Source organism: Mesobacillus harenae, assembly GCF_013343715.1.
Taxonomy (GTDB): domain Bacteria; phylum Bacillota; class Bacilli; order Bacillales; family Cytobacillaceae; genus Mesobacillus_A; species Mesobacillus_A harenae.
Genome location: NZ_JABUNR010000027.1, coordinates 1 through 19,534 on the forward strand (window position 1 = coordinate 1; position 19,534 = coordinate 19,534).

The 19,534-nt window shown below is 39.1% G+C and carries 14 protein-coding genes, 1 rRNA gene and 2 riboswitches; of the genes, 6 read left to right on the plus strand and 9 right to left on the minus strand.

Translation table 11 applies throughout. The annotated features are described in order from the left end of the window. The 9 genes from HRJ06_RS22145 to betB form a co-directional block, all read right to left on the minus strand. Window positions 1-180 (minus strand): 16S ribosomal RNA (locus tag HRJ06_RS22145); the annotation flags it as partial. A 481-nt stretch (window positions 181-661) separates the two neighbouring features. Continuing rightward, window positions 662-2,728 carry a glucose-specific PTS transporter subunit IIBC gene (gene ptsG / locus HRJ06_RS22150; protein WP_174735116.1) on the minus strand — a complete coding sequence of 689 codons (2,067 nt, stop codon included), beginning with the start codon at window positions 2,726-2,728 and terminating at the stop codon, window positions 662-664. 182 nt (window positions 2,729-2,910) lie between these two features. Next, entirely contained in the window at window positions 2,911-3,750 is an 840-nt protein-coding gene (gene glcT / locus HRJ06_RS22155; protein WP_174735117.1) for a glucose PTS transporter transcription antiterminator GlcT, read from the minus strand. A 100-nt stretch (window positions 3,751-3,850) separates the two neighbouring features. After that, window positions 3,851-5,176 carry an NCS2 family permease gene (locus HRJ06_RS22160; RefSeq protein ID WP_174735118.1) on the minus strand — a complete coding sequence of 442 codons (1,326 nt, stop codon included), beginning with the start codon at window positions 5,174-5,176 and terminating at the stop codon, window positions 3,851-3,853. A gap of 124 nt (window positions 5,177-5,300) precedes the next feature. Beyond that, window positions 5,301-5,402, minus strand: a riboswitch (purine riboswitch). Between the two features lie 116 nt (window positions 5,403-5,518). Continuing rightward, on the minus strand, window positions 5,519-7,075 hold the full coding sequence (gene guaA, locus HRJ06_RS22165; RefSeq protein WP_174735119.1) for a glutamine-hydrolyzing GMP synthase: 1,557 nt from the start codon (window positions 7,073-7,075) through the stop codon (window positions 5,519-5,521). Between the two features lie 118 nt (window positions 7,076-7,193). Beyond that, a riboswitch (purine riboswitch) is annotated at window positions 7,194-7,295 on the minus strand. Window positions 7,296-7,328: 33 nt separating this feature from the next. Continuing rightward, window positions 7,329-9,524: a transglutaminase domain-containing protein gene (locus HRJ06_RS22170; protein ID WP_174735120.1), complete on the minus strand. Its 2,196-nt coding sequence runs from the start codon at window positions 9,522-9,524 to the stop codon at window positions 7,329-7,331. Next, window positions 9,521-10,738: a DUF58 domain-containing protein gene (locus HRJ06_RS22175; RefSeq protein WP_338421139.1), complete on the minus strand. Its 1,218-nt coding sequence runs from the start codon at window positions 10,736-10,738 to the stop codon at window positions 9,521-9,523. Before HRJ06_RS22175 ends, HRJ06_RS22170 begins: the two co-directional genes overlap by 4 nt. Then, window positions 10,738-11,679 (minus strand): AAA family ATPase, encoded by a 942-nt coding sequence (locus HRJ06_RS22180; RefSeq protein WP_174735144.1) that lies wholly within the window; start codon window positions 11,677-11,679, stop codon window positions 10,738-10,740. The genes HRJ06_RS22175 and HRJ06_RS22180 overlap by 1 nt, the downstream gene beginning before the upstream one ends. Before the next feature lie 437 nt (window positions 11,680-12,116). Continuing rightward, window positions 12,117-13,589, minus strand: coding sequence for a betaine-aldehyde dehydrogenase (betB, locus tag HRJ06_RS22185; RefSeq protein ID WP_174735121.1), 1,473 nt, complete (start codon window positions 13,587-13,589; stop codon window positions 12,117-12,119). Window positions 13,590-13,865: 276 nt separating this feature from the next. Between betB and cudC the strand changes: the two genes are divergently transcribed. The 6 genes from cudC (at window position 13,866) to HRJ06_RS22215 (ending at window position 19,389) form a co-directional block, all read left to right on the plus strand. Beyond that, window positions 13,866-14,417, plus strand: coding sequence for a choline uptake/conversion transcriptional regulator CudC (gene cudC / locus HRJ06_RS22190; protein WP_174735122.1), 552 nt, complete (start codon window positions 13,866-13,868; stop codon window positions 14,415-14,417). Between the two features lie 186 nt (window positions 14,418-14,603). Then, window positions 14,604-15,503, plus strand: coding sequence for a glycine betaine ABC transporter substrate-binding protein (locus HRJ06_RS22195; protein ID WP_174735123.1), 900 nt, complete (start codon window positions 14,604-14,606; stop codon window positions 15,501-15,503). 994 nt (window positions 15,504-16,497) lie between these two features. Further along, on the plus strand, window positions 16,498-17,112 hold the full coding sequence (locus HRJ06_RS22200; RefSeq protein ID WP_174735124.1) for a hypothetical protein: 615 nt from the start codon (window positions 16,498-16,500) through the stop codon (window positions 17,110-17,112). A 251-nt stretch (window positions 17,113-17,363) separates the two neighbouring features. Next, window positions 17,364-18,080 carry an alpha/beta fold hydrolase gene (locus tag HRJ06_RS22205; RefSeq protein WP_174735125.1) on the plus strand — a complete coding sequence of 239 codons (717 nt, stop codon included), beginning with the start codon at window positions 17,364-17,366 and terminating at the stop codon, window positions 18,078-18,080. A gap of 199 nt (window positions 18,081-18,279) precedes the next feature. Continuing rightward, window positions 18,280-18,840 carry a hypothetical protein gene (locus HRJ06_RS22210; RefSeq protein WP_174735126.1) on the plus strand — a complete coding sequence of 187 codons (561 nt, stop codon included), beginning with the start codon at window positions 18,280-18,282 and terminating at the stop codon, window positions 18,838-18,840. Between the two features lie 132 nt (window positions 18,841-18,972). Next, a complete protein-coding gene (locus HRJ06_RS22215; protein ID WP_174735127.1) occupies window positions 18,973-19,389 on the plus strand; it encodes a hypothetical protein in 417 nt (138 codons plus the stop codon). The last annotated feature ends 145 nt before the right edge of the window (window positions 19,390-19,534 follow it).

Sequence of the window (19,534 nt, forward strand, 5' to 3'; positions counted from 1 at the left end):
ATTATCCGGTATTAGCTCCGGTTTCCCGAAGTTATCCCAGTCTTACAGGCAGGTTGCCCACGTGTTACTCACCCGTCCGCCGCTGACTTCAGGGAGCAAGCTCCCATCTGTCCGCTCGACTTGCATGTATTAGGCACGCCGCCAGCGTTCGTCCTGAGCCAGGATCAAACTCTCCAAAAAAGAGTATGAGTTTAGCTCATAATTTAAAACGTTGGCTAGTGATCTTCATAAATGAAGTCACTATAAATATTGTTTGTTGACGCTTGTTTGTTTAGTTTTCAAAGAACAACTTTATTAATGAGCCACTCTGAAGCAGCTTTAATAATATACCATACCAGCCGAATCAAGTCAACCTGTTTTTTATGGTTGTTAATATCATTACGGTATTCCCTGTTCACGACTGTTTATACATAATACCACCCCTGCTCAGGAGAGTCAATAGAGTTTACAGATTGTAAAAAATGGAAGTTAACCTAATCTTAAAGCCACTCACTATCTCCTATATAAATTTAAAGTCACGACTAAGATTATAGGACCTATCTCGAACCAATGAGTCTTGGTTACCGTTATCGCGACGGATAAACCACACTCTTTTAAAAGTAAAAAAACAGGGTGACCCTTAAACTCAGAGTCACCCTGCACATATTATAGAAGAAACTCGTTACTCCTTAGTAATGGAAATGATGTTTTCTTCTGTTAAGTTCACATTGCCTGTCTTGTTTAATACTACTTTCTCGCCATCACCCAGGTTTGTGAAAACAATAGGCGTTATTGTCGATGTTGCATTTTTGGCAATAAAATCAAGGTCAACATTCATTAACGGCTGCCCTTTCTTTACCTGCTCATTTTCAGAAACTAACGTCTCAAATCCTTCGCCTTTTAGATTGACTGTGTCAATTCCAAAATGGATCAGTATTTCACGGCCAGAATCTGTCTGTAATCCTATCGCATGCTTTGTTGGGAACAGGTTAACGATTTTTCCGTCAACAGGAGATACTACAGTTCCTTCAGAAGGTATGATCGCAAATCCGTCACCCATCATCTTTCCAGAGAATACTGCATCCGGTACTTCGGTGATAGGCTTTATCTCACCTTTAATAGGAGAAACAAGCCAATTGTCGTTTTCAGTTTGAAGAGCATCTGGATTAACGTCTTCAATCTGCTGTTTAACTTCCTTGCCCGGGTCAACCTTAACAGTACGCGGCTTTTTACCACCCATAATGTCCTTCATTTGTCCCTTGATGATCTCGGAACGAGGCCCAAAAATAGCCTGAATGTTTTCCCCAACCTCTAGGACACCGGCTGCGCCAAGCTTTTTAAGACGCCCCTTATCTACCTTTTGCTTGTCATTAACTGAAACCCGCAGGCGTGTTATACAAGCATCTAAATGCTTAATGTTTTCATCGCCGCCCATAGCTTCGAGGATGTCATAAGCTAAATCTCCTGTTTGAACAGCAGATTTTTCTTCTCCCTCTTCTTGTTCCTGATCATCTTCCCGACCCGGTGTTTTCAGGCCAAATTTACGAATCGCAAAGCGGAAGCCGAAGTAGTAAATAACAGCGAATACTAGTCCGACTGGTATTACTAGCCATGCATTCGTTTGAGGATTAATTAAGCCGAAAAGGATATAGTCAATCAGACCACCAGAGAAGGTCATACCAATTTTCACGTCTAACAAATGCATAACCATGAAGGATAACCCTGCGAAAATTGCATGGATCCCGAATAGTAATGGTGCTACGAATAGGAAGGAAAACTCAATTGGTTCTGTGATCCCAGTAAGAAACGATGTTAATGCTGCTGAAGCCATTAAACCACCGACTATAACCTTTTTTTCAGGACGAGCTTCATGGTAAATCGCTAAAGCCGCTGCTGGAAGACCAAACATCATGAATGGGAATTTACCAGTCATAAATGTTCCTGCTGTTAAATTTTGAACCCCATCAGTAATTTGGGCCATAAAGATTCGCTGGTCACCTCGGACCACGTTACCAGCTTCTGTAGTATACTGGCCAAACTCATACCAAAATGGAGAGTAAAAAATATGGTGCAAACCGAAAGGAATTAACGAACGTTCAATTACTCCAAAGATAAAAGCTGAAATAGTTAAGTTTGCGTGAACCATGTTTTGTGAGAATGCGTTTAATCCGTTTTGAATTGGAGGCCAAATAATTAACATCGCCAATCCCAAAATTACGGCAGTTGCAGCAGTAATAATTGGAACAAATCGCTTTCCTGCAAAGAAACCTAGATAAGTTGGAAGTTCGATAGTATAAAACCGATTATATAGAGCAGCGGCAATAATACCAACAATAATACCGCCAAACACACCTGTCTGAAGTGTAGGAATACCAAGCACATTGGCATAGCTTAGTCCATTAATGTCTTCTGGTGTGATGCCAAGTACGGTGCCCATAGTAACATTCATAATTAAGTATCCGATAATAGCAGCTAAGCCCGCTGTTCCTTCTCCTCCTGCTAAGCCGATTGCGACACCGACCGCAAAGAGCAATGGCAGATTTCCAAAGACAATATCACCTGCATTTTGCATGACTGCGGCTACCATATCTACTCCGCTGTTATCTAAGAAAGGCGCCAGCTCCAGTAAGGCTGGGTTTCTTAACGCCGCACCTAAAGCAAGCAGAATCCCTGCCGCAGGTAAAAGTGCAACAGGTAACATTAAGGCGCGTCCCACTTTTTGGAGAACGCCAAAAGCATTTTTAAACATATATATACCTCCTAATTTTTTCGACTCCTTAAAGCGTTTACACAAACTGGAAAAGGCAAATAAAAAAGGCATGAGAAAGAAAGATATTAAAGGTCTTTACGGGTATCTTACCCCGAAAGTACAACTTTAATTAATTTTCTTTACTCATGCCTGATCGAATCAGTAACACGTAAATTAAATAGTTATTTAATTTTTTTCTGAATTCTTTGCAGGTGCATCGTTAGATAGACTGCTTCTGCGTTGTATACTGGCTTTTTCAAAGCTTGCTGCATTACTTTAATGAGCTTCCAGGAGAGATTATAGCACACTGGATATTCTTTTTTCAATAGCTCTGCAAATTTTTCAGGTTCTTCTACTTTTTCGCCTTTATTTACTCTATCAATGGTATAGCGAAGATGCCTGATAAGCCTGTTATAATCAATGCTTTCTTTATCAATCGTGATGGCCAGCTGCTCCTCAATCATATCGACAAGAGTAGTGACAAGGTGGGAGTTTTTATTAATATCTGAAAGTTCCTTATTAGTAGTTGCACTGTGGATATGCAAAGCGATAAAACCAATTTCTCCCTCTGGCAATTCTATCCCTGAAAGATCTTTTATCAATTTCGTAACATCTTTAGCAATTCGATATTCATTTGGATAGAGAGTTTTAGTCTCAATCAAGAAAGGATTTTTAAACTCCATTCCATTTGAAATTCTGCTAATGGCAAACATAAGGTGATCTGTAAGAGCTACATGTATATGTTCGTTCAACGATAATTCCGATTTTTGTTTAATAAGTTCGATCGCAGAAATAATTGTTTCCTGGAGTTGAGTATCCATAAAAGGGAGAAGCTTAATATAATCCTCCCGTTCCTTTTTATTAGTTAATACAAAGATTTTCTCAGCCTCATTATCTTCAATTGACTGTCCTGCTTTCCGGTTAAAACCAAGTCCTTTTCCTATAAGCACCACTTCGCCATAAGAGTCATGATTGGCAATTACGACATTATTGCTTAATACCTTTTTAATGACAGGTTCCATATTACTCCCCGTTTCGACTGAATGCTTGTTCTCCTATGTTAGCGGAGTCAGCAATTGAAGTCAAAATTAAAAAAGGGCACGCGGCCCTTTTATCAAAAAGTTATAGAAAGACAAAGTATAGGATAAAGATAACAAATAATAAATACATGATTGGGTGGATTTCTTTTGCACGGCCTTTAACAGCCATAGTGATTGGATAAAAGATAAACCCAATTGCAATTCCCGTAGCAATACTGTAGGTCAGCGGCATCGCAATGATCGTTAAAAATGCCGGTACTGCAATCTCAAATCGTGTCCAGTCAATTTTCCCAAGTGCTGACACCATTAGAACACCTACGATGATTAAAGCAGGAGCGGTAACTGCAGCTGTGATAACCTCTAACAAAGGAAAGAAGAATAGTGATAAAAGGAAAAGCACTGCGGTTACCACGGATGCAAAACCTGTCCTTGCTCCTGCTGCAACTCCTGCAGAGGATTCGATATAAGATGTAGTTGTCGAAGTACCTAAAACAGCACCTACGACTGTTGCACAAGAGTCGGCGAAAAGCGCTTTGCCGGCACGCGGAAGTTTATTCCCCTTTGTTAATCCAGCCTGGTTTGTAACAGCTACAAGTGTTCCCGCTGTATCAAAGAAGTCGACGAATAAAAAGGTTAGGATGACAGCTAGCATTTGCGTTGTGTATAGCTGGCCATCCGTAAATGCAGTCAAAGCTGCGCCAAATGTCGGCTCAAGGCTAGGCACAGCACCAACCACACTGCTAGGAGCATCGATTAAGCCCACAATCATTCCAACTACTGCAGTAATTACGATTCCGAAGAAGATTCCGCCATTAATTCCTCTTGTCATTAGTATAACCGTAATAAAAATCCCGAAGATAGCCAGCAATGTACTGCCATTTGTCAGGTCGCCAAGACCAACCATTACAGCCTCATCACCAACAATAATACCTGCATTTTGAAATCCAATAAATGTAATAAACAAACCGATTCCCGCACCAACCGCAAACTTTAATTCTGACGGAATCGAGTTAATTATTTTCTCCCGCAATCCCGTAAGAGTTAAAAGAATGAAAATCAATCCTGAAATCAAAACCCCTGAAAGCGCAGTCTGCCATGGAATTCCCATTGTTAAGACGACTGTGTAAGCAAAGAATGCATTTAAACCCATACCAGGTGCCAATGCGATAGGGTATTTAGCTATTAACCCCATTAATAATGATCCTAGTGCGGCTGCCAGTGCTGTAGCGACAAAAACGGCCCCATAATCCATTCTCATGGAATCTGGCAGATCTGGAATTGTAGTCAGAGACAGAGTAAGCGGGTTAACGACCAGGATGTAGGCCATTGATAAGAACGTAGTTAAGCCACCAATAAATTCACGTTGATAATTTGTTCCGAGTTCTTCAAACTGGAAATACTTCTTCATGTGCTTTTCCCCCCTGTGGAAAGTGTCTTTAGAAACAAAAAACGCCCCGGATGGCCGGAGCGTTGACAACTGGAAATGTAAAGTTGAGGGGCAAATAGAAAAAATAAAGAAAGACAAAAAGCCCACCCACTTACAATATCCTCGTAGTCAAGCTATTTACGGCAGCTCGGTAGAAACTTTTGGGCCATATTCCCAATATTATACGACGACTTGCGACAAAATATTTATTTCTCTTTTATTTTATCAGGGTGGATTTTATTAGTCAATATAAAACACGAACATTTTTTATTTTACTTATATATTCGTTCGTGTTTTGTTTGTGGCATTCCAAAACACTTAAAACTACTCCCATTCGATTGTTGCAGGAGGCTTACTTGTAATATCGTAGACAACCCGGTTAATATGATTAACCTCATTAACGAGCCTTGTTGAAATACGTTCAAGAACATCCCAAGGTATTCTTGCCCAATCAGAAGTCATTCCGTCAATGGAAGTTACTGCCCGGATTCCAATTGTATAATCGTATGTTCTGGCATCGCCCATAACACCGACACTGCGAATATCAGGCAGTACCGTGAAATATTGCCATATATCACGATCTAACCCAGCCTTACTGATTTCTTCTCTTAAAATAGCATCAGATTCCCGCACAATTTCAAGCTTTTCTTCTGTCACTTCGCCAAGAACTCGTATTCCTAGACCTGGTCCTGGGAAAGGCTGACGCCAAACAATCGCATCCGGTATTCCCATCTCACTTCCTAATGCTCTAACCTCATCTTTAAAAAGTGTGCTAAGCGGTTCGATTAATTGAAATTGCATGTCTTCAGGCAAGCCACCCACATTATGGTGAGATTTAATCGTTTGAGCTGTAGCAGTACCGCTTTCAATAATATCCGTATACAGCGTGCCTTGCGCTAAGTAATCAATACCTTCAAGCTTAGTAGCCTCATCATCAAAAACATAAATGAATTCGTTCCCAATGATTTTCCGTTTCTGTTCTGGGTCACTAACACCTTTTAGCTTACTCATGAACCTTTCCTTTGCGTCCACCTTAATAACGTTCATATTGAAGCCATCGGCGAACGTTTTCATGACACTATCTGCCTCATCCTTACGCAACAGCCCATGATCGACAAAAATACATGTCAGCTGATCACCGATTGCTTTATGTATTAGAACTGCTACTACTGAGGAATCGACACCTCCGCTAAGAGCGCATAAAACCTTCTTATCACCGACCAACTGGCGGATTTTTTCCATTTCAATTTCCACAAAGCTTTCCATAGTCCAGTCACCTTTACAGTGGCACACTTCAAAGACAAAGTTTCTTAAAAGCTCATTCCCATAAACTGAATGGCGCACCTCTGGGTGAAACTGAACGGCGTATAACCCACGTGACTCGTCACTCATCGCAGCAATCGGGCATGAGGGGTTAACTGCATCAATGGTAAAGCCAGGAGGTGTATCCATAACCAAATCACCATGACTCATCCAGGCGACCTGCTCACCAGGCGTATTCTTAAAAAGAGGATTATCATCTCGGCTCAAAATGATACTAGCTTTGCCGTATTCACGATGCTTTGCCGGCTCAACCTTCCCTCCGAAATGAACCGTCATAAGCTGCATGCCATAGCAAACACCCAAGACAGGAACACCGATTTCAAAAATTTCCGGATCACAACGAAACGAATTCTCATCATAGACACTGTTCGGTCCACCAGAAAATATGATTCCTTTTGGATTCATCTTTCTGATTTCTGCGGCAGTAAGGGTATGAGGGTGAAGTTCGCTATATACCCCAAATTCCCTGATCCGCCTTGTAATAAGCTGATTATACTGACTTCCAAAATCCAGCACAATAATCATATCTTGACCTTGAAGCTCACTTCTTGTTAACATTCCGCCACCTCGTTTGTTATTGCGTCTGTGTTCTCTACATTCGCTTTCTCAATAAAAATAAAAACCAGAATTCTCCTTAGTCTTTTCAGAAAAGCAGAATTCTAGTTTACAAACCGAATAAAAGAATGCCTGCCCTCATAGTCAAATCATTTTCGGTGATCTGGTAGAAACGTTCGAACCATATTATCGAGTATATATGAAGGATTACCATATTCATTTTAAGAACCATTTTACCAGTACATTAAAAATTTGGTCAAGCTGTTGTCTTTTTAATTAAATTTTCCCACAATTGTTTCACTTCATTCCACGTACCATCTTTAAGCTCTCCCCGGTATAAGAACTGTTCATAATAGGATGTCAGCCGCCGCATATCTTTAGAAGAAAAGAACTGATCCACATATGCGGCATACTCTCTTAAAGTTTGATTTGATTTTCGTTTTAATCCAATTCTGTCTAACTGACCCAATAAGGCAATATAAGCCTTTTCGATGTATTCATCATTATTCTTAGACTTATATCTAAAAATATAATAGGCCGGCATCCACATGTAACGCTTCCGATATCCCAGGAAGAATAAAGCTATCGTAAGTGCAGCTGTACCTAGCAACCATTCCCACTGCTCGTAAAAGAAGGTACTCACCTTTGCCCATATCTGGGAAATTCCAGAGGGACCGGTACTTCCCTTATCCTCAGGCTGGTCCGGTGTGGCTGCAACAGGTTCAGCCTCGTTTTCCTCTTCAGGCTCATTTTCACTGCTTCCTGAAGGGGTTGTGTCGAAGACAAAATCTACATTTGCAGAGAAGCCTTGAGTGGGTTCAAAAGGCACCCATCCCACATTGGGAAAAAAGACTTCAACCCATGAATGGGCGTTATTATTGGTCACTTCGTATAGACGTGCATTTCCTTCACCAAGACTGCGGTATTCCCCCTCGGTGTAGCCCTTTACCCACCTGGATGGAATTCCCACACTGCGCAGCATTACGACCATTGATGTAGAAAAGTTATCGCAATATCCTTGCTTTGTGTAAAATAAAAACTCATCAACATAATCAGCTCCCTGACCAGGAAGGGCTACATCCCTCTGGTCATAAGTAAAACCCGACGATCTGAAGTAACTCTCAATGGCTCTCGTTTTATCAAACCAATTTTCATGTTCGGCAGTAACCTCTTCAGCCAGTTCCTTAACTCTAGCAGGAAGCTCGGGCGGCAGCTGGGTGTATCGGTTAATAAATTGATTTCCAAACTCTGAGCCGAGTTCTGTTATATTCCGTAAATCAGCCACCTGGTAGGCTGGCTCAAGGTAATTAACAGAGTAAGTATCTAAAGCTGCAGGACGTGATGTTTCAAGGCTATATATTTTTTCAGTGACAGGGTTCATTTCAAACGAGTTACTTTTTCCTGCCTGAATTTGCTGAATTCCGAGCGGATACTGTACATGCTGATAACCTTTTTCCATGAAGACGGTGCTCGTCCGTTCTTCTGTATCAATCCCTTCAATAAGCGAGTGGATAGGTACCTCATCCCCCGGTAAAAAAGAAAGTCTAGCATCCGTTTCTTCTGCAATCCAGCCCCTGCCGGTATAGATATCTTTTGTCTCTACCTTCCAATAATGGCGCGCCTCTGCCTCTGCCGTAAATACTACTTCATTATCCCCTTCAAATGGACCGCCAAGCCTAGAATCGTCTGTACCATACCCTACCCTTCTCGTACCGCCTTCTCCTTCACCGCTCTCCGTATTATACGAGGTTATAAAAGGTACCGGGTCAGGCCAGAGCGGCTCTGCTTTAGGTGCAGCAAATCCAAGGCTTACGCTAACCAATATCATAATTGCCAGCGGAATCATCCACCTTCTGGATAAAGCCGCCTTCCTTTGAAAGGATTCCCGGTCAAGCAAACGGTAGAAAGTTAACATCCCCATCACAGCAAAGCCAGCTGTTACGGTACGGATGATCGCATTTTCCGCCTCATATGTCGTAAACGTATCCAAGACAGTAATATAAGTCATTGTCATAAAGAAAAACACGAAAATTTGTTTTCGATTGATAAGCCAATATTGGATCAAATAACTCATTAACCACAGTAAAATAAAAAATAGCAGAGTTCTAAAGAGGCTAGTCAGCTCAGTCCATTGCGAATTCAACACAAGCTGCATGTTCATTTTTACATCAGACCACATTGGACTCATCCAATCGAACATGAAAAACGAGCCTTCAAAATATAAAAATTGCATGGAGTATATAATAAAAACAATTTTAATAAAAAAACCAGCAGCAATAGGCATTCCTAGATAGGAGAGCAGCAAGGAGATTAACAAGAAGATTAAGAAAACATGTATATTTCCCGTTTCGGTCAACTGTTTTAGCGGCCGGAGCCATTCCCATAAAAGTAAAAAACTTAGGGAATACAGAAGCAGAGTTACAAAACTGTTATTTCTATTCTCAGCCGTCACGCTCTACTCACCTCCGAAAAGGCATCTTTAAATTGTTTATCATGTATCATTACTACTCTTATTCCTCTCGCAGTAGCAGATGATTTTAGTCCAAGTTCGTCCTTAGAAGTTGACTCTTCCTCTTTTCTTATGAGAAAAATAGTCACCAAGCCCCCTTTTTGGGAATACCGGCCGGCTCTCTCAACTAGCCCCTTCGACAATTGCGCTGTAACGAGCAGTAAATTAGAGTGATGATGGTTTAAAAAACCCTCAGCCTCTATAACCTTATCGAATGGAGCCTGGCTGTTATCAGTAATTTTAGCAAGATGGTAAAGCAATTGCTGCTGCTGGCCATCTCCTCCTTTGATCGGGAAAGCAATTCGATCGTGACTAGATGTGATAAGCCCAACCTGAGCTCCCTTCCGCAGAATTGCCCGGATTACCGATGCAGTAAATGACACTGCAATTTCAAATCTGCTATCAGGTGCACAATCCATCATGATTAAAATATCATGGGATTGCCGCTGCTCAAATTCCTTGACCATAATGTCATTTCTTCTTGCCGTCGCTTTCCAATTTATCCAGGAAAAGCGATCTCCTGGCTGGTACTCCCTAACGCCCGACACCATCGAGGTATCCCTCTGGACCCTTTCCTTAGATGCGGTCATACCCTGGTCAAACTGATGTTCAAACGGTTTGTATAGTAGCTCTACATATTTGGGATATACGACGATCTTATCTTCAACTGGTATTTGTACCTCTTTTTCAATCAGCCCAAGCGGGTCACCCGTTTTTAACCGGATTGAGTTAAAGAAATGTTCTCCCCTTGGCATAGCTTCAATTGTATACTCAAAATGAAAAACCTTGTGAAACACCGGGTGCAGAAATGACTTAGCTTTATTACGAAGTTTACTGCCTAGCTCTTCCGTTATCTGTTCTTCCGCTATTGCATAAAAAAGCGGGAAAGGTGTATTCCGTTCGATTAAAACACTTATCCTGACTTTTTCGCCAGAGTTAAACTCTCTTTTAGGAAAAATACGCTCAGCCTTCATATCCTTTAATGTGTAAAAGGATAATCCCAATGCATAAACCGCAAACGGAAGAAAACTGTAAAACAAAAACCAGCTTACAAACCCACCCTGAAACATTGCATAAGAGAAGGTAACAATAATTAAAAAGACCAGCATAACCAGCTTCCAAATTTCCTTGGCTGTGTTAAAGTGCCTTTCCATCATTACTTTACAGCCTTCTGAATAGGGACTGGAACTCTTGCAATAACCTGGTTCACTACATCTTCGGCAGTAACTCCATCAAAGCGTGCTTCCGACTTCAAAATGATCCTATGAGAAAGAACAAAAGGTGCAAGGTATTGAACTTCGTCAGGGATTACATAGTCCCTCCCATGAATATATGCGTATGCTTGCGCTGCTTTCATCAGTCCGATTGACCCCCTTGGGCTTGCACCTAAATAAACGCTATCATGGGTTCGGGTTCGAGTTGAAATTTCTACAATATATTTTTTTATTGAGTCGTCAACAAATACCTCTTTCATTTCTTTTTGAAGCGTTCGAAGTTCTTCGAGATTAATAACTGGTTCGAGATCATCTATAGGGGGAACCTTTTGTGCGCGACTCAATACTTCTATTTCTTCATTCGTTCCTGGATAACCCATTTTCATTTTAAGAAGAAACCGATCCAATTGGGCTTCTGGAAGCGGATAAGTGCCTTCATACTCGATTGGATTCTGTGTGGCCATTACAAAGAACGGCTTCTCCAGCCTATAGGTAACCCCATCAACCGTCACACTGCTCTCCTCCATTCCCTCCAAGAGGGCAGACTGGGTTTTGGGAGAGGTTCTATTGATTTCGTCAGCAAGAATGATATTGCCCATAATCGGCCCAGGTCTAAATTGAAACTCGAGCTCTTTCGGATTGTATATAGAAACACCTGTCACATCTGACGGAAGCAGGTCTGGTGTAAATTGGATTCTCTTAAAGCTTGCACTGACTGACTTAGCCAGGGCTCGTACCATCATCGTTTTTCCAACTCCGGGAACATCCTCTAAAAGAACATGTCCTTCTGCAAGAAGTGCGATCAGGCTTAATTTGGCTACATCCCGCTTGCCTGTCATGACCCTCTCTATATTCTCCAAAATCGTTTCAATCGTAGGATTCATTTGTTCACGCACACATTTCCCTCCATTATCATCGATTAGAAAAGCCTTTAATATATGTAAAAGTAAGTCTAGTGAACTTAAAAACTTAACCCTCTATCATCTATTCACTATGTTTGGAATTCCCCTGTAAACTCATCCTTTTATTATAGATCATAAAAACGTTGCAATTTTGCGAAAATGACCTAATTATATAGTACTGGAAATGAGTATAAATACCAATTAATAAATACTGCCAAAGAGATAGAGAGAGAACTGCAGATTTACTAGTGGTAATTTTAAAAAAAGCCTTTCACCCGTTTAAAAACGAATGAAAGGCCTTTAAAATTTTCGGTATGGTTATAACTCATCGATTGGCGTTGAACCTACTAAGGCATTATCGCCTTAATTACATCATGCCGCCCGTGCTTTATCTATAGTAATCATATAAAATTGGCAGCTTAGAACCAGTTGATAGGTTTAGGTTTAAGGTTTTGGAATATATGCTTGGTTTCTGTATATTCTTCTATACCTAGTTTTCCTAATTCCCGTCCGATACCAGACTGCTTATATCCACCCCATGGTGCATGCGGGAAGTAAACATTGAAGTCATTAATCCACACTGTACCCATGCGCATCTTTGCTACACAACGTTGAGCTTTCACAGTATCGTTTGTCCAAACGCCGCCAGCAAGTCCGTAGATTGAGTCATTAGCAAGCTTTAGTGCTTCCTCTTCTGTACGGAATTTCTCAACCGTGATAACAGGCCCAAAGGCCTCATCTTGAACAATGCTCATGGCTGTTGTGCAGTCTGTAAAAATTGTTGGCAGGTAGAAAAACCCATCTTTTAGTTCTGGCTCTTCTGGACGGCTGCCACCAACTGCTAATGTAGCACCTTCTTCAATACCTGTTTCTACATACTTTTCTACTTTCGCAAGGTGTTCAGCTGAAATAAGTGGGCCCATCTGTGTATCTTCGTCAAACCCGCTTCCGAGCTTAAATTTTTCCACTCTTTCAACAAGGGCGTTGACGAAATCATCGTGAATACTTTCTTCTACAATCAATCTAGTACCTGCTGAACAAATTTGTCCTGCGTGGAAGAATACCCCGTTTAATGCTTGATCAACAGCTGTTTCAAAATCTGCATCAGCAAAGATGATGTTGGGGTTTTTCCCGCCAAGTTCAAGTGCTAGCTTCTTCACATTTACGCTTGCCGCCTGCATAATTTTCTTCCCAGTAACCATTCCACCTGTAAAGGAAATAAGATCTACATCAATGTTACTAGATAGCTCTGCACCAACTGTATGGCCGGCACCAAGTACCAGGTTAGCAACACCAGCAGGCACCCCTGCCTCTTCCATTAGTTCGAATACCTTTATGGTCGTAAGTGGTGTAATTTCACTTGGCTTCATAATTAGTGTATTCCCTGTAGCTAATGCTGGAGCCAATTTCCAAGATGCTTGTAGTAATGGGTAATTCCAAGGTGTAATTTGACCGCAAACTCCAACTGGTTCACGCACTACCTTACTGATAGAGTTTGGCACTGGAGAGTCCATCAGTTCCTCGACATCTTTATCTGCAAGATCTGCATAATATCGAAATACTCCAGCGATATCGTCCATATCTCCACGGCTTTCCTCTACTGTTTTACCAGTATCTAAAGATTCCAATCTGGCAAGTTCTTCTTTATCTCTTTCTATTAATTCAGCAATATTCCTTACAATAGCCCCTCGCTCTATTGCTGGAGCAGAGGACCATTCTCCCTTATCAAATGCTGCTCTTGCTGCAGCGATTGCTGCTTTTGCATCTGATTCATCACTTTCTGGGACAGTAGCAATAACTTCCTGGTTAAATGGATTAATAATATCTCGCGTATTCCCCGAAATCGCTCCCACCCATTTACCATTAATGTATTGTTGTTGTTTTAGATTCAAATATTTCAACTCCAGTTTTTAACTAAATTAAGTTTGTTAAAAATTTATTTAACGTTACGAAAATAATAACATCTCTTTTTAGAGCTGTCAAAGAGAAGATACCTCACTACATTTTACAATGAGAATGGCTGACTCTATTAAGTTAGTCGATATCAGCAAATGGTTAAATTCACGTTTTCCATTGACATATAATTTGAACACGGTATCATAAAGTTTATAAATAAGATTTTAAAAATATTTAACAAGCTTTACTTTCTATATTTAAGGAGCGACTTTATGAGCGAATCTACTGAAAGATCCAGAATTAAAATAGAAGAAGCCAAAGATAAAGTCATTGGCGCCATTTCAGAGACAATGGACTTATATGGTGTAACACCAGCTGCTGCAAACTTATATGCGACAATGTACTTTAAAGAACAAATGACTCTTGATGAAATGCGTACGGAGCTCGGAATGAGTAAACCGAGTATGAGTACCAGTGTCCGTAAGCTTCAAGAAATAGAAATGGTAAAGAAAACATTTACACGCGGTTCTAGAAAACATACCTATATAGCTGAGAAAAATTTCTTCCGTTCCTTTATGGTGTTTTATTGTCAGATGTGGGAACGCGAAGTGAAATTAAACATGGAAGCAATTGAGGAAGCACAAGAAGACTTAATAAATGTCATAAAAGATTCCTCCAGCACTCCAGAAATTGTTGCAGAGGCTAAACAATGCTATGACCAATTAGAAGAATCTAAAACCTACTATCATTGGGTAGAAGACTTAGTTTTAAGTATAAGAAGTGGTAAGATATTTGAGTTTATCCCTAAAAATGGACAAAAATAATTTGAGCTGAATCCACTAGGTAGTTGATAGCAGATAGCTATTGCTATTGACTACCCATTCTTTGAATGTTTTACTGATCTCTTCTGAATAAGAGATGGTTAGTTTTGCATTATTTGTTAAAAATATTCTTAATACATTAAACGTATGGAATATTTCTATATTATAAAATAAAGGGGAGTTTTCAACATGAACAGATGGACAAAAAAACTTAGTTTAATCTTAGTACTGCTAATGGTTGCTATGCTAACAGCATGCGGAAGCAATGGTGAGGAATCAAACAGTGAACAATCAGGTGCTGAAACAGGAAAAAGTAATCAAGAATTACTAATCGGTCAAATTAACTGGGCTGAAAATATTGCAGTAACGAATATGTGGAAAGCCATTTTAGAAGATAAAGGTTTTAACGTGAAGTTAACCGTATTGGACATGGGCCCTACGATGAAGGCTTTAGAGAGTGGAGATTTAGATGCTAGTTTAGAAATATGGTTACCAGTCCAAGATGCTCTTTATCTGGAGAAGTTTCAAGATACTATCAATTTCTCGGAATCTACTTGGTTTGATCATGCAAAAGTAGGGCTTGTGGTTCCTACCTATTTAGAAGATATAAATAGTATAGAAGACTTAAAAGAACATAATGAACTGTTTAATGGAGAAATTATCGGTTTTGAGCCTGGCGCTGGGACGATGGAAGTTACGGAACAATTAATTGAAGATTATAATCTTGATTTTAAACTAATACCAAGCTCTGAACCTGCAATGATATCTGAGATTGGAAGGGCAATACAAAATGAAGAACCGATCGTGGCACCACTTTGGAGCCCTCACTCGGTATTCTCCAAATATGATTTGAAATTCCTAGAAGATCCGAAAAACACATTCGGTGGTGTAGAAAAGATTCACCATGCTACAAGACCTGGATTTGAAGAAGATTATCCAGAAGTGAGTGAATGGTTTAAGAATTGGAAAATGGATGATCAACAAATTGGTGAGCTTATCAACTATGTTGAAAGTGCCGAAGACCCTCTAGCGGGAGCAAAAAAATGGATTGAAGAGAATCAAGAATTGATTGGTGAATGGGTAAAATAAAGACAAGGTAAATAGGACAAAGAAGCTGGTCTCTCACTTTTAGAGACCAGCTTCTTTTATTATTGTATCTGTTAAACTAATAACCCTATTCCTGTAAACAACCTGCACCAATTCTTGACCGTAAAAAGCAGACTCTCATGGATTAAAGGGGGGAATCTGCATGGTTGATAAATAAGCGGAGAAATTTCTCTTATTTTTAAAATAATCAAGAAAAATAGCTTAATAGAGGGAGAGATTCCGCCTATTCACTTCAAAAATATGATAATCGAATATTTTGCCTTACTTAACGGTAAAACTTCCGCTTATATGTCCCGAATCGAGCCCTATTCTGCGGTATAACGGGAAAGTCTCCGCTTATTTTTTAGATCACTGGTACGCAATGAAGAAAGAATGTTTGCTACATTTAGCCGCCTCCCTCCCTTACCATTAAGTCATCGCCCAAGCTTCAGTAGTTGAATATCATCATTAGCACACTAATTAACCTATGAATTATCACGCTGGAAAAATTAAAAGGTGGGCAAATTACAGGGCTATCCCTCACTCCTTTTATTAAAACCCATAACAAAAAAGAAGCAGTCTAATCGTAACGGGTTCCGTTCTCGGGTGCTTTGTTGATAAATCACCTTAAAACTGACGTGTGAATTGGCACACGTCAGTTTCTTTCTTCATTAAGGTTTTAACTCATTTTCTTCCTTTTCGACATAGCAAATGACATTATAATTTATAATGGACAATAAGTATTGCACGATTAAAATATGGTGCCAGAACAACCGTCATTTTCGATGTCACTTAGGCTGCCGGTAATATCATTTTCTTATTGAACTAACGGGGCAGAAGAGTTGAAGAAAAAAGTTACTAATCGAGGAGAGATTTGAATGAATAAAAAGAAGACAAACTACTTGCTTATAATATATCGTTCAATGTATTTTTTATTTTTTAATAAAAAACTTGAACTTATCAGCTGATTTGTATAAAACAAGACGGGGGAGTTAATATGTATCTGGATGAACTTATGAGATTGATTTTCAACTTACTACCTATTGTACTTGTACTTTTCTTGCACAATAAAAAATTATTACTTGCAACAATTATTTTGGGATTTGATGCCGTTTATTCGAGCGTCATTGAGTTGTTTGGGGAATGTATTTACTGCGGAGTGTACGACGGGACAGTAGCTGGTATTTTCTATTTTATTTCGTTAGCCATTGGAATGTATGCATTTATTGTACTACTTAAAAGAAAAAGGTTTGGATTTGTTCGCTACACCGAAAAACCAAGCAGAGAACTTGCTCTTAAAAAAACCAAACGCTTTTATCACCTCGTCATAATCTTACTCTTCCTAATAATTTGGCTCAGCTTTTTCTTTGGAAACGGAATGGTCGAAGTGTATAGTAGCGTGATTCCGTTTATATTAAAAGGTCCGTTCTTTTTTTCTACTGTGCTCGGCGTTTTACTTCAATTTGTGATTGGATTTCTTTATTATTTCGTGTGTTTGCGTGAACTAAAGAGTAGAAAAAACTATATTGTTTCATCAACCATATTTTATAGTGGTATCGTGTTATTGTATGGTTTTTCAGTATTTTTAATGATCGGGTTAGCGTCAGTCTGACTGAACAAAAAAACGAAAAAAGTCACCCGTTATTATCCTTTTATTTTGGATTTTTAAATTTGTTAAACGAAATGCGTAATCTAGCGGTTGCGCAATACTCGATTTTAAACTAACGGGTGCGTTGATCCAGGAAGGATTAACCGCCTTTTTTGTTGAATTCCTTATTGAACAAACGGAGCAGGTTAGTTTAAGAAGAAGTGAGATGTTATATTTTTACTAAAGAGAGGTTTCCAATCGAGAGGAATGAGCCAATGGATAAAGAAATGTTTATACAAATAAGTGATTGTAAACTATATGCTAAATTAGTGGGAAAGAATAAGGGAAAGCCAACAGTAATAATGGATGCTGGATATGGAGATTTTTCTAAGGCCTGGAATTCAGTATTAAGGGAGATTTCAATGCTCTCTAGTGCACTAATTTATGATAGAGCTGGACTTGGGAAAAGTGAAAAAAGTAGTAACCCCAGAACCAGCCGTGAAATGGTAAAAGAATTAAAGGAACTACTTAGTGAAGCCCAAATCAAACCTCCCTACATATTAGTAGGTCATTCATTTGGTGGAGTTAATATGCGGATGTTTGCTACAGAATATCCAAATGAAGTTAGTGGATTAGTCCTGATTGACTCTACGCCTGAAGACTACAGAGAAAGATTTCTCCCCACGATGTCACAAAATTTTCAGCAAGCATATAACAAGCAATTCGTTTACGAAGGAAATTATGATGAATTTATGGAAAGCCTTAAGCAATTAAAAGAAACTAAACAAAAATTAAACGTACCATTAATTGTTCTTTCGGCAGGTAAGAAAGCACATTATTCTATGGAATCACAAGGGTTATGGAATGAAATGCAGAGAGAGATCCTTGAAATATCCTCAGATGGAGAATTGATAATCGCAGAAAATAGTGCTCACTATATACAAAATGACGAACCGGAAGTAGTAGTCTCTGCAATAAAAAAATTAGTTTAGAATAAATAGGTTTTGATTGTGAAGATTTATGCGTAAACTCAAGGGTGCATTGATTCACACAGGATTGACCCACTCTTTTTTGTTGAACTTCTTATTGAACAAACGGGGCAGGTTAGTGGAATAAGGTGTATGATTTGTTGCCAATTTGAAACATATGCAAAGTAAGGTTCGTCTTATAATTTTAGGGGGGACAAATAATATGAAGACATTTCATTTTTGGAGTTTAATCGTCGTTTTATTATTGTCATTATTAGGGTGTCAGCAAAATTCCGTATTGTCAGATGACCTTAATTCAAAAAATGATATAGAAGGTTTTGTTGAACCTGAACCATCAGATTGGGTGAAATATACTAAGCCTGTAAGAGAGTATATGTATCATAGAACTCAAGCAGTAATAAATAATGATATAAACATTCTTTGGGTAAGGTACCCAGAATTAAAAGAGAATATTGATACTGAAATAGGAGTTAATGTAGAAAAAAATGAGGTTGAATCCTTAAATCAAGGTTTTGACTTGGTGGATGCCAATTACAATATTGAAAGTTATGAACGAATTAAAGTAAACGCAATAAATGATAATGAAGTTACAGTTCTGGTTCACGGAAGCATTGTTTATTTGAGAGATGACTTCGACGAATCTGGCGGGGAATATTTAATGAAGGTCTTCTTAAAACAGAATGATAGTCAATGGAACGTGGTAAAAACTGATGAATACACTTTACCTGAATACAAAGAATGGTTACAAGAAAAAAATCAATAACGCCCTATTAAACAAACGGGTGCGTTGATCCAGCAGGATTAACCGCCTTTTTTGTTGAATTCCTTATTATGCTAAAGGGACAGGAATATTGAAGAAGGATTTACTATTTTTTTTCAAAGGTGATGATAAAGAGTGGAAAAAAGTAATAAAAAAGAATTTTTAAAGATGGCTATTATCACATTTATTACAAGTATTTTATTACTTTTTGCCTTGCTAACATTACAAATTAATGGAGTATTGGTACATATAGGTGCACCACCAGGCGGGATTAGTCATCTGGCATTATCTAATTTGCTAATTATAGTGGCAATAGTATCGCTAATTTATTTGTTCGAAGATAAAGGTATAAAAGGAATAATTATTGCGATTGGAGCATTTTTCATAATAGTCCCATCCCTTCCAAATCTACTATTTGAGGCAGAATACACGAAGTTTTCCTCTCCAGATAGTAAAGAAGAATTTGTAGTGATTGATGGCCGCCTATACCAATTATCAAACTCAAGATTATATACGACTTATTTAACCAGCATTAGTACAGATGATGGCTAGCGGCCATTTTCGGACGGTGCTTATAAATTGGAATGGGAAGAACCGTATCAATTGATTATTCATTATAAGTTTGATTATATGTCAAATTCCTTGAACAAAGAGATTTCAACCAAATATAAAGTGAAGTGATTTAGGGATAAAGTAT

Excerpts from the sequence above, each read along its gene's own strand:
- ptsG (WP_174735116.1), bottom strand. The coding sequence starts at position 2,728 with ATGTTTAAAAATGCTTTTGGCGTTCTCCAAAAAGTGGGACGCGCCTTA.
- glcT (WP_174735117.1), bottom strand. The coding sequence starts at position 3,750 with ATGGAACCTGTCATTAAAAAGGTATTAAGCAATAATGTCGTAATTGCC.
- HRJ06_RS22160 (WP_174735118.1), bottom strand. The coding sequence starts at position 5,176 with ATGAAGAAGTATTTCCAGTTTGAAGAACTCGGAACAAATTATCAACGT.
- guaA (WP_174735119.1), bottom strand. The coding sequence starts at position 7,075 with ATGTTAACAAGAAGTGAGCTTCAAGGTCAAGATATGATTATTGTGCTG.
- HRJ06_RS22175 (WP_338421139.1), bottom strand. The coding sequence starts at position 10,738 with ATGATGGAAAGGCACTTTAACACAGCCAAGGAAATTTGGAAGCTGGTT.
- HRJ06_RS22180 (WP_174735144.1), bottom strand. The coding sequence starts at position 11,679 with ATGAATCCTACGATTGAAACGATTTTGGAGAATATAGAGAGGGTCATG.
- cudC (WP_174735122.1), top strand. The coding sequence starts at position 13,866 with ATGAGCGAATCTACTGAAAGATCCAGAATTAAAATAGAAGAAGCCAAA.
- HRJ06_RS22195 (WP_174735123.1), top strand. The coding sequence starts at position 14,604 with ATGAACAGATGGACAAAAAAACTTAGTTTAATCTTAGTACTGCTAATG.
- HRJ06_RS22200 (WP_174735124.1), top strand. The coding sequence starts at position 16,498 with ATGTATCTGGATGAACTTATGAGATTGATTTTCAACTTACTACCTATT.
- HRJ06_RS22205 (WP_174735125.1), top strand. The coding sequence starts at position 17,364 with ATGGATAAAGAAATGTTTATACAAATAAGTGATTGTAAACTATATGCT.
- HRJ06_RS22210 (WP_174735126.1), top strand. The coding sequence starts at position 18,280 with ATGAAGACATTTCATTTTTGGAGTTTAATCGTCGTTTTATTATTGTCA.